The organism is Brevibacillus sp. 1238 (assembly GCF_029892995.1).
GTDB lineage: Bacteria > Bacillota > Bacilli > Brevibacillales > Brevibacillaceae > Brevibacillus > Brevibacillus parabrevis.
This window is the reverse complement of record NZ_JARXWC010000004.1, coordinates 208,603-222,563: the sequence shown is the minus strand read 5'-3', so window position 1 is coordinate 222,563 and position 13,961 is coordinate 208,603. Positions and strand designations below refer to the sequence as shown.

The 13,961-nt window shown below is 52.5% G+C and carries 13 protein-coding genes; 12 read left to right on the top strand and 1 reads right to left on the bottom strand.

The annotated features are described in order from the left end of the window. Positions 1–5: 5 nt before the first annotated feature. The 12 genes from M2298_RS11970 to M2298_RS11915 all read left to right on the top strand — a co-directional run bounded on the left by M2298_RS11970 (position 6) and on the right by M2298_RS11915 (position 12,378). On the top strand, positions 6–341 hold the full coding sequence (locus M2298_RS11970) for a YuzD family protein (RefSeq protein WP_063227385.1): 336 nt from the start codon (positions 6–8) through the stop codon (positions 339–341). Positions 342–482: 141 nt separating this feature from the next. Then, positions 483–1,697, top strand: coding sequence for a hypothetical protein (locus tag M2298_RS11965; protein WP_280648560.1), 1,215 nt, complete (start codon positions 483–485; stop codon positions 1,695–1,697). Positions 1,698–1,897: 200 nt separating this feature from the next. Next, positions 1,898–2,791, top strand: a complete 894-nt coding sequence (locus M2298_RS11960; protein WP_217022248.1) for a hypothetical protein — start codon at positions 1,898–1,900, stop codon at positions 2,789–2,791. 254 nt (positions 2,792–3,045) lie between these two features. Next, positions 3,046–3,387 (top strand): hypothetical protein, encoded by a 342-nt coding sequence (locus tag M2298_RS11955; protein ID WP_122964514.1) that lies wholly within the window; start codon positions 3,046–3,048, stop codon positions 3,385–3,387. Between the two features lie 420 nt (positions 3,388–3,807). Then, entirely contained in the window at positions 3,808–5,106 is a 1,299-nt protein-coding gene (locus tag M2298_RS11950) for a hypothetical protein (protein WP_141254219.1), read from the top strand. Positions 5,107–5,119: 13 nt separating this feature from the next. Continuing rightward, positions 5,120–6,046, top strand: a complete 927-nt coding sequence (locus M2298_RS11945; protein WP_122964516.1) for an ABC transporter permease — start codon at positions 5,120–5,122, stop codon at positions 6,044–6,046. Between the two features lie 120 nt (positions 6,047–6,166). Then, on the top strand, positions 6,167–7,036 hold the full coding sequence (locus tag M2298_RS11940; protein ID WP_122964744.1) for an ABC transporter permease: 870 nt from the start codon (positions 6,167–6,169) through the stop codon (positions 7,034–7,036). A 14-nt stretch (positions 7,037–7,050) separates the two neighbouring features. Beyond that, on the top strand, positions 7,051–8,049 hold the full coding sequence (locus tag M2298_RS11935) for an ABC transporter ATP-binding protein (protein WP_122964517.1): 999 nt from the start codon (positions 7,051–7,053) through the stop codon (positions 8,047–8,049). Then, positions 8,049–9,032: an ABC transporter ATP-binding protein gene (locus M2298_RS11930; protein ID WP_063227392.1), complete on the top strand. Its 984-nt coding sequence runs from the start codon at positions 8,049–8,051 to the stop codon at positions 9,030–9,032. Before M2298_RS11935 ends, M2298_RS11930 begins: the two co-directional genes overlap by 1 nt. A gap of 94 nt (positions 9,033–9,126) precedes the next feature. Then, positions 9,127–10,785 carry a peptide ABC transporter substrate-binding protein gene (locus M2298_RS11925; RefSeq protein ID WP_173599624.1) on the top strand — a complete coding sequence of 553 codons (1,659 nt, stop codon included), beginning with the start codon at positions 9,127–9,129 and terminating at the stop codon, positions 10,783–10,785. A gap of 61 nt (positions 10,786–10,846) precedes the next feature. Continuing rightward, the gene (locus tag M2298_RS11920; RefSeq protein ID WP_217022251.1) at positions 10,847–11,584 is read left to right on the top strand and encodes a gamma-glutamyl-gamma-aminobutyrate hydrolase family protein; all 738 of its coding nucleotides are present in this window, start codon (positions 10,847–10,849) and stop codon (positions 11,582–11,584) included. Further along, complete coding sequence (locus tag M2298_RS11915) at positions 11,581–12,378, top strand: M55 family metallopeptidase (protein ID WP_173599622.1); 798 nt, start codon at positions 11,581–11,583, stop codon at positions 12,376–12,378. The genes M2298_RS11920 and M2298_RS11915 overlap by 4 nt, the downstream gene beginning before the upstream one ends. 35 nt (positions 12,379–12,413) lie before the next feature. Here the strand turns inward: M2298_RS11915 and pdxR are convergent, their stop codons facing one another. Then, positions 12,414–13,844 carry a MocR-like pyridoxine biosynthesis transcription factor PdxR gene (gene pdxR, locus M2298_RS11910; protein WP_280648559.1) on the bottom strand — a complete coding sequence of 477 codons (1,431 nt, stop codon included), beginning with the start codon at positions 13,842–13,844 and terminating at the stop codon, positions 12,414–12,416. Between the last annotated feature and the right edge of the window lie 117 nt (positions 13,845–13,961).

Here is a 13,961-nt window from a genome sequence, read left to right as displayed (position 1 = left end):
ATGAGATGAGTGTGGAAATCAAGGTATTCGGAACCGAACAGCTTTGCGCAAGCTGCGTCAATTTGCCATCTGCCAAAGAGACAGCAGAATGGTTGCAGGCTGCCCTTTCTCGCAAATACGGAAGCGACAGCATCCGCATCGTGTACAGCGACTTTCAACAGCCGCAGACAGACGATGACAAAAGCTGGGCGACACGCATCATTGAGGAAGATTTATGGTATCCGCTTGTCGTAATTTCCGGGGAAATTGTCGGCGAGGGAAATCCTAAGCTGAAAGATATTTACGAAAAGCTGGAAAGCATGGGGGTTGCCCCGGTAGCTGTCCAGACTGAGAGCGAATAAGCTATCGCCAAAAGCTCGACCAGTTGGATACAAGCCGATCAGATGTGAAGCATCTGGTCGGTTTTTTTTATGTTGATATGTTACTTTCCATTTCCTTCCGCGTCCATATTGGTATGACATGAAAAAAGGATGATTTTGACTATGCAAGGAAAACAGCTTGTTTTTAGCCTGCTGACGTGTACGCTTTGTCTCTCGGCTGTGCCAGTTGTGTCACCCGCTCTGGACATAGCCGCAGCGGCTGCTCCTGGTTATAAAATCACATACAAGCTCCCGGCTAATCCAGAGAAGTATTTGTTTTTGAATGTGCAGATGGTTTCGCTCGCGAACCCGCAGACGCCTGCGACAGTGCGGGAGTATCCGATCAAACAGTATTTGGTTGACTCGACGGGGAATCTCGACCATTACAAATTGGAGTTTGACGACAACCGAAAGTTTGTCACATCCAAAAAAGGCTTCCTGTGGAACTTTTATCAAATGATCGGGATTTTTCCGCCTGCGTATCCAGCGAGCGGGAAACTTGCTGAACTGGATCGGCAAATCGATACTTTGGATGGCTATTCCCCTGAAGGGCTACAGGCGAGGAAGGCGCGTGCCGAGCTGGAGCTGAACGCCCGAATACAGCCACTCATCCATGCCGGGTATGTCAAACCGGAGGAAATCGATGACGGGATTGCGACAAGGGAATTTGTAGCGATGGTGTTTTATCGTGCATTCAAAGATGTGCGTCCTTACCACGGAGGCATTGACCTGAAAGACTCGGAGAATGAAGCCGTGCGCTGGGCGGTGGAGAGTGGGCTGCCAGGTTTTCCGGTGGACAGCAAAGGATTTGTGTTCCCGCAGTCACCGCTCGATCTGGAACCAGGAGAGAAAAATTTCCCGGAGACGTATGCCTATGACCGTGTCTTTCAGTTTGTTCAGCTGATTTTGCCAGGGAAAAAGACAGCAAGCGGCTGGGCGTACTATCAAGTGAAGCTGCTGCCCGGAATGGCGCCTGTGCAGCCGCGAGAGATCATCTCGGTCAACGGCAAGCCTTTTGCAGAGGGAGCAGAGAACTACTCGATTGAACAGACGAACGAATACCAAAATGCCAGCAGAAAAATCGCCCAGCATTTCATTCAGCGCTTCCCGCAGGTGCTTGAGCAAGCGCGCAAAGATGCGCTGAAGCCGCGCGTATGGGATTGGAGCCGGGACGTGATCCACCATCCGATATTCGCCAAGCAGGTCGCCGCCTACCGCAAAAACAAGAGCAGCCAAAACTTGAACGCTGTGTATCAGGCGGTGCGAACGCATTACAACCTGAGCATTCGCCAAGACTCGGCTGCGAATGTGAAAAGCGTGCTCGACAACGTCAAGTAAGCCGTGGCACAGGCGCTTTTTTGCCTGCGGGGAAGGGAACAGCGCGAGAAAGCGGCGCACTTTCTGCAACTGGTTGCCCGCCCCTGCACAGAAAGTTTTTACCTCTTTGTTTTTGATTCGTAAACCGTTTGTAACGAAATGGAATGGGCTTCGTCCTATAGTTGTACATGAAGACAAGAACAACTTGGGAGGAAAAAACAATGAACAAAAAATGGATGAAGCCCGCTGCATTCCTCGTATTGGCAGGAGTAGTAGGAGTAGCAGGATTGAATATGGCAGGAACAAAAGTGGCTCACGCTGATTCGGAAAAAGGCAAGCTGTTCGCAGCGGCAGCAGACTTGAAGCTCGACAAAAACACGTACGTCATCGATGTAAAGTCCGCCGATGTGAACGGCGACAAGGTTGAAGATAAAGTATTTCTGGTTGGACAAAAAGAAAAGGCAGACGACATCTACGCTTCCAACATGAACATCGTCGTACAAGATGGCAAATCTAAAGCGTACAGCACAACAGACATCAAGGAGCTGGGCGGCTACGAAGGCGAACTGACTCTCGTCGACTTTACCGGAGATCACGTAGCAGATGCGTTTGTGAAAACCGCAACAGGCGGCAGCGGCGGCATTTACAGCCACGTTATTGCCACTTTCGCAAACAACAAGCCCGCTGTCATTTTTGGCGAAAAGGAAAACGAGGGTATCCGCTATGAAGGCAAGTTCGTGGATGGCTTTAAAGTAGAAGGCAAAGGCTCCAAGCTGGACAAGCCGCTGACCATTGACGTGAGCGCCAATCAGGACGTATATGTCGCAGCGAAGCTGTACGACAAAGCAGGCAAAGTGCAAGCAAATGGCGACGATGTAAACGTCTATTCGTATCCGTTCGGCTCGCTTACGCCAATCGACATGGATGGAAACGGAACGTTTGAACTTGTAGGAGAACAGCGAATCGTGGGCATGAACAACACAGATACCGTGTCCAACATCAACTCCGTGTGGGGCTATCAGGGCGAGGGCAAATGGAATCCTTGGGAAGTGGAATACTCTACCTTCCTGATCAAGCATCCAGGCGAAGCGATCAACACAATGATCGGCAAATAACATACTTGCCTTGCCTATGCCACAACAGAGGGGGTGTCTCCAAAGTCGATTTTCCGACCAGGAGACGCTCCTTTTTTCGTGTGACAAAACTGACAAAACGTAGGGAAACTGTGGTTCGGGTTTTGGGCTTTTTTGTTCGTCTTTTTGGGGCGGCCCCTCGCTGCTTTTTCCCGGCCAAGAGGTGTTGGTGTTCTATCGTCCAGCGGTCGCACATATCCTTCTTTGGAAGAGCCCAAATCAAGGAGGACGAGCCGATGGAACAGCTAATCGCCCGCTTTTATGAATTGAAAGAAATCCAGAAGCAGGTAGAGGATGAGCTTGGCGCGCTGCGAAGCAAGCTGCTCGACGCTTACGCGGAAGCCGGAAGCGCCGAGGAAGGTGACTTCAAGCTGGTGATCAGCTACCAGGAGCGGCGAGACTACAGCGACGATCGCCTGTACAACTCTTTGCCCGACCCGTCTCTTTGGCGGCTCATGTCGCGGGCGGACACCGGGAAAATCGCCAGCCTGCTCAAGCTGAATGTGATTCACGAGAAGATACTGGAAGGCACATATGAGCAGAAAAAGGTGCCTGTGCTGCGGGTGCAGAAGTTGTGAGGGGGAATTTCCGTTAGGCAACAGCGAACGGTAAAAACAGTGTAATTTAAAAAGCGCACCATAAAAGGAACAGCAAAGCGGATAAGAGCTTATTCCAGCGCAATGAGCGTGTGAGAATAAGCTTTTTTTGTGTGGGCAAATAGGCGAGCGACGCCCTAGGCAGGGGTGCTCCCTCGACTTTCTTCTATAGCAATTCCTTATACCCATCCCCCTCCTCCCAACAAAAAAATGATACCCAATATAGATTGACAATTCTGATTTTTGTAAATAATATTAATTTAAATCGAATTACAGACATATTACAGAACGAAAAATGTCGAAAAGTCACTGTTTGACCGCTCGTTAAATTGGGTTTTATTGCCAAATCCTTTTCTCTTTACGAATAGCAGACTAATTAAAGAACAAGTAGAAGGTGATTAATTGAACCTAACATTCGCTGTCATTGGTCCCAGGTTGCTAGTCGAAGATATTTGCACCGTGCTCGCGGAGTTTCCGCATATCGAACCGATCAGGCTCATTTACGATTCGGAAAAGAGTGTGCGGGAGCTGCTCCAGGAATGCATGGAAGTTTACGATGTCTACTTTTTCAGCGGCGATGTGCCGTTCCTTCTCTCCCAAGACCTGATCCCGCCCCATTCGTGCTCGATTTTCATCCCCTTCGAAGGAACTGATCTGTACAGAGCGATCTTCCAGATTTATCGCCACTATCACTTTTTCCCGACCATCAGCTTTGACGGTATTCCAGCCAAGCACTTGCAAGAGTTTTTTGACGAGATTGAAGCGAAAGGAGTGCATTGGTTCTCGAAAAACATGGACGGCTTCCAAAATTCGGAGGAGCTGTACGAGCATCATCTGACGCTATGGCAAGAGGGCAAGGCGCAAGTCGTTGCCACCAGCATTCACTCCGTCTACGAGCGGTTGAAGGGCGAGCATGTCCCGGTCTTTTTCATCAAAAGCACGAAGCAGCTCATTCGCGACACGATCAATAAGGCACTGTGGCTGGCGCGGGATCAGAAAAAGCAGCTGGCGCAAATTACGGTGCTGCAATTTCGGATCGAGCCTGCCGAGGGCGAACAGCTTGGCGATGCGCTCGACAAATATCAAAAGAAAGTGACGGAGTTCAGCAAACGGCTGTTTGCGTCGATGACGAGCGCCGATCCGGGGCAGTACACGCTGTATACCACGCGGGGGATCGTGGAAAAAGTGACCAAAGACTTTTCCAGCTTTCCCGTCCTGAAAAACAGCAGCGGAGAGCTGGGAACGATGAACTTGGGCATCGGCATGGGCGAGACAGTCGAGCGGGCTTTGTACAATGCCAATCGCGCCGTCGAATTTGCTTTTCGCAACCCGGGCAACAGCGCCTATCTCATCGACGACCAGATGAAGGTGCTCGGTCCGCTCGGCACGCGCAACACGCTCGATTATTCCCTCATCGGCGAAGAACGGGGCGATTTTGTCTCGACGTCGATTCGCAAGCTGTTTTCCTGGCTCCAGCTCATCCAGAAAAACGAGGTGACGACACGGGAAATTAGCGTCGGGATGAACACGGGGGAGCGCAATGCAGCGAGGATGGTGCAGAAGATGAAGGAAAAAGGCATAGCCGAAGTCATCGGCACGGAATCGATGAGTCAGCGGGGCAGGCCGAGGCCGATTTATCGTATTGATTTGCACAAGCTGTCTCTGGAAGTAAAAGTGCGGCACGACCCGAAAGACGTTTAAAAGGAGGTTTGAGATGGCTGGCTATATCGTGAAGCGGTTTTTTGCGAGCATATTGACGATGTTTGTCCTCATCACGATCACGTTTTTTCTGATGCACGCCGTGCCGGGAGGGCCTTTCAGCCCGGCGGAGGAACGGAAAGTGCCCAAAAGCGTCATGGAAAAGATGGAGGAAAAATTCGGCTTGAATGAACCACTGAGCGTCCAGTACGTGAATTACTTGAAAAGCATTGCCCAGGGCGATCTCGGCTTTTCCTTCAAGCAGTCCGATGTGACGGTGAATGAATTGATCTCACGCGGCTTCCCTGTCTCGGCAAAAGTCGGGCTGGTGGCGATCGTCGTAGCGCTCATCGTCGGGATGCTGCTTGGCATTACGTCAGCGATCAAGCGCGGAAAATGGGCGGATTGGGCATCGATGATCTTTGCCACAGTCGGCATCTCCATTCCGAATTTCGTCATTACCGTGCTGATGCTGTTTCTGTTCGCCGTTGTCCTGAAGCTTTTGCCTACTTACGGATTATCGAGCTGGAAGCATTACATTTTGCCTGTCATCGGTCTTGCCTTTGGCCCGATCGCTTATATCGCCAGGTTGATGCGTTCCAGCATGCTGGAAGTGATGCGCCAGGACTACATTTTGACAGCGCGGGCCAAAGGCGTCCCGGAATACCGCGTCATTTTCAAGCACGCACTGAAAAACGCGATTATCCCGATCGTCACGTATTTGGGGCCGCTGGTCGCCGCCTTGTTAACGGGGAGCTTCATCGTGGAGCGCGTGTTTTCCATCCCGGGCATCGGCAGGGACTTCGTGACGGGCATCAGCGACCGGGATTACTCGGTTATTTTGGGGCTGACCGTCTTTCTCGGGCTTTTCATCATCGTGGCAAACTTTATCGTGGACGTTTTGTACGCGATTATCGACCGGCGGGTAAAAATCGAGGAGTAGGTGATGACGAACATGAATTACGCCTGGAAGGGGAGCGAGGGGGCCAATCTGCGCGGAGACAGGGAGCAGGAGTGGGCGGATATTCCCGATGAGGATTTCGCCAGACTGGACGCTGGCACGATGCAAAGCGAGACGATCTCGCGTCCGAGCAAATCGTACTGGCAAGACGCGTGGAGCCGTTTTCGGAAAGACCCGCTGGCGATGATCGGTTTGTGCACGATTGTGGTCATTGCCGTTGCGGCGATCGTCGGCCCGCTGTTTTCCGCGTACACGTACGATGGACAGGATATTGCCAATCAAAATCAGGGGCCGTCTGCGGAGCATTGGTTCGGAACGGACAAATTCGGGCGGGACATTTTCGTGCGTGCCCTGTACGGTGCGCAAATCAGCCTGACGATCGGGGTAGCGGCTGCGGCGATCAATCTCGTAATCGGCGTTATTTACGGCGGAATCTCCGGCTATCTCGGCGGCAAGGTCGACATGGTGATGATGCGGATTGTCGACATCATGATCGGCGTGCCCGAGCTGCTGTACATTATTTTGCTGATGATGTTCCTCGGCAATACGATCGAGAGCATCCTGATTGCGATGTCGCTGACGTACTGGATCGGGACGGCGCGGATGGTTCGCTCCCAGGTTATCACGCTCAAGCATCAAGAGTTTGTGCTGGCGGCGCGGGCTACCGGCTCGTCCAACATGCGCATTTTGTTCAAGCATCTGATTCCGAACAGCATGGGCCCGATTATCGTGACCGTTACGTTTCTCGTGCCGTCGGCGATCTTCACGGAAGCGTTTCTCAGCTTTTTGGGGATCGGGATTCAAGTGCCGATGGCAAGCTGGGGCACGCTCGTCAACGATGCGATTCCGACTTTGTTTACCCAGCCGTATCAGATGCTGTTCCCGGCACTCGCGATCAGCATTACGATGTTCGCGCTGAACTTCATCGGCGACGGCTTGCGCGATGCGCTGGACCCAAGGCTAAAGAAATAAAGGCGGGTGATAACGTGAAATTGCTCCAGGTAGAGAACTTGAAAACGACATTTCACATCGACGCAGGACAGGTGCAAGCCGTCCGCGGGATTTCCTTTCACGTCGAAAAAGGCGAGTCCATCGGCATCGTGGGAGAATCCGGTTCGGGCAAAAGCGTGTCGATGCTCTCCCTTTTGAAGCTGCTGCCGGACAACGCCACATTGACAGCGGACAACATCTTGTTTGACGGCGCGCAGATGGTCAATACGAGTCAAAAAGCGATGCGCAAAATGCTCGGGCGCGACATTGGCATGATTTTTCAAGACCCGATGACGTCGCTGAATCCGCTGTTTACCGTCGGCGAGCAAATCATCGAGCCGCTGCGCATTCACCAAAAGCTGTCGAAGGAAGCAGCGCGGCAAAGAGCGATCGAGATTTTGCGCATGGTGGAAATCCCCAGTCCCGAAAAGCGATTGAAGCAGTATCCGCACGAATTTTCCGGCGGCATGCGGCAGCGCGTCATGATTGCCATCGCCCTGTCCTGTTCGCCCAAGCTGCTGATTGCCGACGAGCCGACGACCGCGCTCGATGTGACGATTCAGGCGCAAATCCTCGATCTGATGCGCGACTTGAAAGACAAGCTGAACGTCTCGATTGTGATGATTACGCACGATCTCGGTGTAATTGCCAACATGTGCAACCGGATCATCGTCATGTACGGCGGCACGATTGTTGAGCAAGGAACGACTCGCGAAATTTTTTACAAACCGCGCCATCCGTATACGTGGGGGCTGTTGCGTTCCATCCCGCAGTTTACGGAAGGGGAAAAGAAAAAGCTCATCTCCATCCCGGGCAGCCCGCCCGATTTGCTCCGCCCGCCTGCCGGATGTGCCTTCACGTCGCGCTGTCCGTACGCGATGAAGGTTTGCGAAAAGCAGCCGCCGCAGTCCGTCGCGCTGTCTGAAACCCACCAGGCCGCCTGTTGGCTGATGCATCCAAAAGCGGCCAACCATATGCGGGAGGTGATCGGCTAATGGCAAAGCCCGCTTCGGCGCTGGTAGAAGTGCGGAATTTGAAAAAGCATTTCGAGGTGCAAAAGAGCTTCCTCGGCCGCAGCTCTACGCTGCTCAAGGCAGTAGACGACGTCAGCTTTACGATTTTCAGAGGGGAGACATTCGGACTGGTCGGAGAATCCGGGTGCGGCAAATCGACGATCGGCAGAACACTGTTGAAGCTGTACGAGCCAACTGCTGGCGAGATCATTTTCGACGGCCAACCAATCACCCGGCTCACGCACAAAGAAATGTTGCCCTACCGCAAAAAAATGCAAATGATTTTCCAAGACCCGTACGCTTCGCTCGACCCGCGCATGACGATCGCGCAGATTATCGGAGATCCGCTGGCGGTACATAACATTTATCGCGGAAAGGACCGAGTGGATCGGGTCAAGGAGCTGATCGAGCTGGTCGGATTGAAAGCGGATCACCTCAATCGGTATCCGCATGAATTTTCCGGGGGCCAGCGTCAGCGGATCGGGATCGCTCGCGCCCTGGCTGTCGAGCCGGAGTTCATTATTTGCGACGAGCCAATCTCTGCCCTGGACGTCTCGATTCAGGCGCAGGTCGTCAACATGCTGGAAGAGTTGCAGGAACGATTCGGGCTGACGTACTTGTTCGTCTCCCACGACTTGTCGATGGTTCGGCACATTTCCCACAAAGTCGGCGTCATGTACCTGGGGAGCCTGGTCGAATACGCGAGCGTGCACGATTTGTACACGAACATGCAGCATCCGTACACGCGGGCGTTGTTGTCTGCGGTACCGATTGCCGACCCGGACACGGCAGAAGGGAGCGAGCGCATCCACCTCCAGGGTGATGTGCCCAGCCCGCTGAATCCACCGAGCGGCTGTGCGTTTCGGACACGTTGTCCACATGCGCTGCACCGCTGCGCAGAAGAGAAGCCTGCTTTAAAAGACAGCGGCAACGGCCACCTCGTTGCTTGCCATTTGCTCGATTGACAGTCTTTTCGCCATCTTTTCGCTTTTCACCAGCGAGATATGAATGCCGTGTTTTCGGACGGCTCATATAAATGCAAAAAATGGGGGGACGAGTATGAAAAAGAGGTTGGGCATCGTTTTGGCGGCGCTACTTGCGATCACATCAGTCACAGCCGGATGTAGCAGCTCAGGCACGGCACCGCAGGGAGAGAATCAAGGACAGCAGACCGCGCCGAAAGCGGAGGGCGAGAAGCCTGCTGCCGAGCAAAAAATCATTTATGCCTTGAGCAAAGAACCGGAGGAGATGGACCCGACGCTGAACGTGTACGCGCGCTCGTCCATCGTGTTGCAAAACTTGTTCCGCGGTCTTTATAAAATCGATGAATCCGGAAAAAAGCCCGTGCCGTCACTTGCCGAAGGGTATGAGCTGGATGCGACAGGCACCAAGTACACTTTTAAAATCGACAAAAATGCCAAATGGTCTGACGGAAAGCCCGTAACCGCCCAAGACTTCGAGTATTCCTGGAAGCGTGTGCTCAATCCGGACGTCGCTTCCGGCGCGGCTTTTTACTTGTACTACATCAAAAACGGCAAGGCGTACAACGAAAAGCAAGCGAAAGCAGAAGATGTCGGCGTCAAGGCAGTCGATGAAAGCACGCTGGAAGTAACGCTGGAAAATCCGACTCCGTACTTCCTGGAGCTGTTGTGCGTTACCGCCTACTACCCGGTGCGTCAGGACGTAGTGGAAAAAGAAGGCTGGACCAAATCGCCCGAGACGTATTTGACGACAGGACCGTTCATGCTGACAGAGCTTCGCCCGAAAGAAAAATACGTCCTGAAGAAAAATCCGAACTACCTCGAAGCGGATAAAGTGAAGCTGGATACGCTGGAAATCGTGTTCATCGAGTCCACCGAAGCAGAGCTTGCCGCCTATACGAACGGCGAGATTCATGTGTCCGACAACATCAGCCCGGAAGGCATGAAGCAGTATCAAAGCACGCCTGATTTTTTCTCTGTTCCCCGGATCGGCATGCAATATTTTGATTTCAACGCATCCAAAAAGCCGTTTGATGACGCGAAAGTCCGCAAAGCATTCAGCATCTCGATCAATCGCGACCAGATCATCAAAAATATTGTGCAGTCTGTAGAGAAGCCTGCTTTTGGCATGGTGCCGTACGGAATCCCGGATGGGGTGCAAAAAGACAAGGAATACCGCGATGTCGTCGGCAACGTGTTCAGCGAAAACGTCGACGAGGCGAAAAAACTGCTCGCCGAAGCAGGGTATCCGAACGGGCAAGGCATCCCGGAAATTACGATGATCGTCATGGCGAGCCAGTCGGACAAAGACATCGCCCAAGCGCTGCAAAGCATGTGGAAGCAAAATTTGGGAGTAGATGTCAACATCCAGACGTTTGAATCGAAAGTGTATTGGGACGAGATTGAAAACGGCAATTTCCACATCGCTTCTGACGGTTGGACAGGAGACTACCCGGACCCGATGACGAACCTCGACATCTTTGAAGGCGTGAATACAGCCGACGACCTGAGATGGAACAGCGCCGAATACGACCGTTTGCTGGAAGAAAACCGCAAAATCTCCGATCAGGCAAAGCGGATGGAAAACTTCGCGAAGGCGGAAAAAATCTTGGCCGACGAAATGCCGCTGATGCCGATTCGCTTCTTTGAAGATCAGTTCCTGGCGAAGCCGAATGTCAAAGGCGTGCTGAAAAACTACATCGGCCACACCATTTTTGAATATGCGCATGTAGAATAACATTTCAACGGGGAAAGGGCCGGTAAGTGGAAGCTTGTCGGCCCTGCCTCAAGAGGGAGCCATGAAGATGAAGCCGATTATCGGTTTGACCACATTTTTGTCCGAACAGTCGAAGTACAGTACGGTAAGCCGAAACTACGTCGACTCGATTTACGCTGCGGGAGGCGTGCCGATCACGATTCCGATCGTAGAGGACAAGACAGATTACAGCGAGTACATAGACTTGGTAGACGGCATTTTGTTCACGGGCGGCAACGATATCGCGCCGTACTATTTTGGCGAAAATCCGCTGAAAGAGCTGCACTCGATGTCCTCGATCCGCGACGAATACGAACTCTCGCTTTTTCGCAAGGCGTATGAGAAAAACGTGCCGATTTTCGGGATATGCCGGGGCATCCAACTGATCAATGTCGCGCTGGGAGGCAGTCTCTATCAGGACATCTACAGCCAAATTCCCGGCGCTTTGGGGCACTCGCCGACGCAAACAGCCTCGGATGAACTGTACCATTCCATTCAAATCAGCAAACATACGCAACTGTATGATATCTTTGGAGAAGAGCGAATTTTCACCAATTCTTTCCATCATCAATCGGTCAAACAACTGGGAAAAAATCTGGTCGCGACGGCATTTTCCGAGGATGGGATCGTGGAGGCGCTCGAAAGCACGGAGGAGCGGTTTTTGCTGGGGGTTCAATGGCACCCGGAATGCATGACCAAACGACATCCGATGTTTCTGAAGCTGTTTTCTGCGTTTATTCAAGCATCGCTTGTCCACAAACAAAAGGAGGTATCGGCATGAAACTGTTTATCAGCGCGGATTTGGAAGGAGTAGCAGGCATCGTCAACTGGACGGAAGCCGACATCGAAAGCTCGTTTTCCAAATACTTTACCGAACAGATGACGAAAGAAGTGAATGCAGCCTGTGAAGCGGCGATTGCGGCGGGGGCAACGGACATTCTCGTAAAAGACGCGCACAGCACGGCGCGCAACCTCGATCCGTCCAAACTGCCTGAGCAGGTGAAAATTTTGCGGGGCTGGACGCGCGATCCGTATTCGATGATGGCAGGGCTAGATGAGAGCTATGATGGCGTTTTGTTTATCGGCTACCACGCGGCGGCGGGGGCGAACGGCAACCCGCTGGCGCATACCATGAACATGCAAAACGAGTATGTCAAAATCAACGGAGAAATCGCCAGCGAGCTGCTGATCAACGTCTACATCGCCGCTTCCATGGGTGTGCCTGCGTTGCTGGTCACCGGAGACAAAATGATTTGCGAAGAAGCGCAGACGATCAACCCGCACATCAAGACGGTTCCCGTCAATGAAGGCATCGGCAACGCGGCTATCTCGATTCATCCGAATGTCGCTCTGCGACAAATCAAGGAACAGGTTCAAGCTGTAGTTGCCGATGACTTGTCCAAATACAAGGTGCAACTGCCGGAAACGTTTCATGTCGAGATCGCTTTCCGCGAGCATTATTTGGCTTATCGCGGCTCTTTCTATCCAGGAGCCAAGCAGACGGGCGCCAAGACCGTCGAATTTGCGGCGGACGACTACATGGAAGTGTTGCGCTTTTTGTTTTTTGTTTTGTAAAACGTTGAAAACGAGCTGTTCCGGAGGCTTTGCGCCTAGCGGGACAGCTCGCTGATTCCTTTCCACGCCTGGCTCAACCGTTTGATGCCCTCCTCCATTTTGCTCTCATCCATCCCGGCAAACCCCATATAAATACGCGGATACTCTGACGCAGGCGGAGTCATCCACAGCTCGCTGACATCGTACACCTGCACACCGTTTTCCGCTGCCCGTTTTACAAGAGACGAAGCTGGCTCGCGCGTTTTCACCGTCAACTGGACATGCAGACCTGCATTGTGGCCGGAAATGGTGACGAGCTCGCCCAAATGAGCGTGAAGCAGCTCGATGAACCGATGATGCGCTTTTGCATATGTACGCCTGATCCGGCGAATATGACGGTACCAGTGGCCTTGTTCCATGAAAGCTTGCATGGCCCATTGATCGATCCTTGAAGGCCCCTGATACAAATATTGAATGCTTGGAAGTTTGCGGGCAAGCTCAGCGGGCAGCACCATGTAGCTCATGCGAAGCGCAGGAGAGAATGCTTTGGAAAAAGTGCCCAGATAGACGACCCTTCCGGCGTGATCCAGCCCTTGCAGGGAAGGGATAGGCTTACCGACATAGCGAAATTCGCCGTCGTAGTCATCCTCGATGATGAAGGCTTCGCTGGTGCGCGCCCATTGCAGCAAACGTTCCCGCTCCGGGTACGGGATGATGCTCCCCGTGGGAAATTGATGAGAAGGGGTAATATAGACGACTTGTGCCTGGGAACGAGCGACTTCGTCCAGAGAGATCCCTTTTTCATCGACGCCGATCGGTGTGACCCGATAGCCGCTTTGCAAAAAATGGTCGCGAACAGGGGCATAGCCAGGCTCCTCAAACGCGATATGATTCACACCTTGCAGGAGCTTGATCAAAATGGCGATGCTGTATTGAATCCCGGAGCTTACGACAATTTGTTCCGGGACGCAGCGAACCCCTCTTGAATGGCGCAAATAGGACGCGAGAACGGTACGAAACGAAAGCTCGCCCTGTGGATCGCCATAACTGCAAATTTTGTGTTGGGCATGATCCAGCGCATGGTGCAGCATCTTTCGCCAAAGGCGAAAAGGGAAGGTCTGTTCATGAATGGCTGAAGGGCGAAAATCGATCAGGGCGGAAGCAACTCCGGGCGCGAAAGGCAGCGATGACAGGTCTTTTTGGTCAACCATCTGTCTCGTTTGTGTCTGGGGCGGCTCTAACTGGAACGGACTGGCTACATACAGACCGGAGCGGGGCTTGCTGATCACATAGCCTTCTGTCACCAGCATCTGGTAGGCGGTTTCGACCGTCGTTTTACTGATGTGCATATGCTGCTGAAGCGATCGGATCGAAGGCAAGCGGGAGCCGTACGGCAAATCGCCGTTTTTAATCTGGTCGCGTATTTGCGTGTACACCTGTATGTACTGTGGCTCGGGAGCGTGACTGTTGATGGAAAGAGAAAGCATCTGACGACAAGCTCCTTTCGCATCTGTCTTTAAAAAATACTTCGAAACTGTCTCTTTTTGCAGGGGCAGTTCTAGTATAAATTGAGGGAGGATTCCCTTCAACAAAAAAGGGAGGAA

What these genes read in the sequence shown, in the direction of transcription:
- pdxR (WP_280648559.1), bottom strand. Translation starts at nt 13,844, where the DNA reads ATGCTTTCTCTTTCCATCAACAGTCACGCTCCCGAGCCACAGTACATA.
- M2298_RS11945 (WP_122964516.1), top strand. Translation starts at nt 5,120, where the DNA reads ATGGCTGGCTATATCGTGAAGCGGTTTTTTGCGAGCATATTGACGATG.
- M2298_RS11930 (WP_063227392.1), top strand. Translation starts at nt 8,049, where the DNA reads ATGGCAAAGCCCGCTTCGGCGCTGGTAGAAGTGCGGAATTTGAAAAAG.
- M2298_RS11970 (WP_063227385.1), top strand. Translation starts at nt 6, where the DNA reads ATGAGTGTGGAAATCAAGGTATTCGGAACCGAACAGCTTTGCGCAAGC.
- M2298_RS11920 (WP_217022251.1), top strand. Translation starts at nt 10,847, where the DNA reads ATGAAGATGAAGCCGATTATCGGTTTGACCACATTTTTGTCCGAACAG.
- M2298_RS11955 (WP_122964514.1), top strand. Translation starts at nt 3,046, where the DNA reads ATGGAACAGCTAATCGCCCGCTTTTATGAATTGAAAGAAATCCAGAAG.
- M2298_RS11940 (WP_122964744.1), top strand. Translation starts at nt 6,167, where the DNA reads ATGCAAAGCGAGACGATCTCGCGTCCGAGCAAATCGTACTGGCAAGAC.
- M2298_RS11925 (WP_173599624.1), top strand. Translation starts at nt 9,127, where the DNA reads ATGAAAAAGAGGTTGGGCATCGTTTTGGCGGCGCTACTTGCGATCACA.
- M2298_RS11915 (WP_173599622.1), top strand. Translation starts at nt 11,581, where the DNA reads ATGAAACTGTTTATCAGCGCGGATTTGGAAGGAGTAGCAGGCATCGTC.
- M2298_RS11965 (WP_280648560.1), top strand. Translation starts at nt 483, where the DNA reads ATGCAAGGAAAACAGCTTGTTTTTAGCCTGCTGACGTGTACGCTTTGT.
- M2298_RS11960 (WP_217022248.1), top strand. Translation starts at nt 1,898, where the DNA reads ATGAACAAAAAATGGATGAAGCCCGCTGCATTCCTCGTATTGGCAGGA.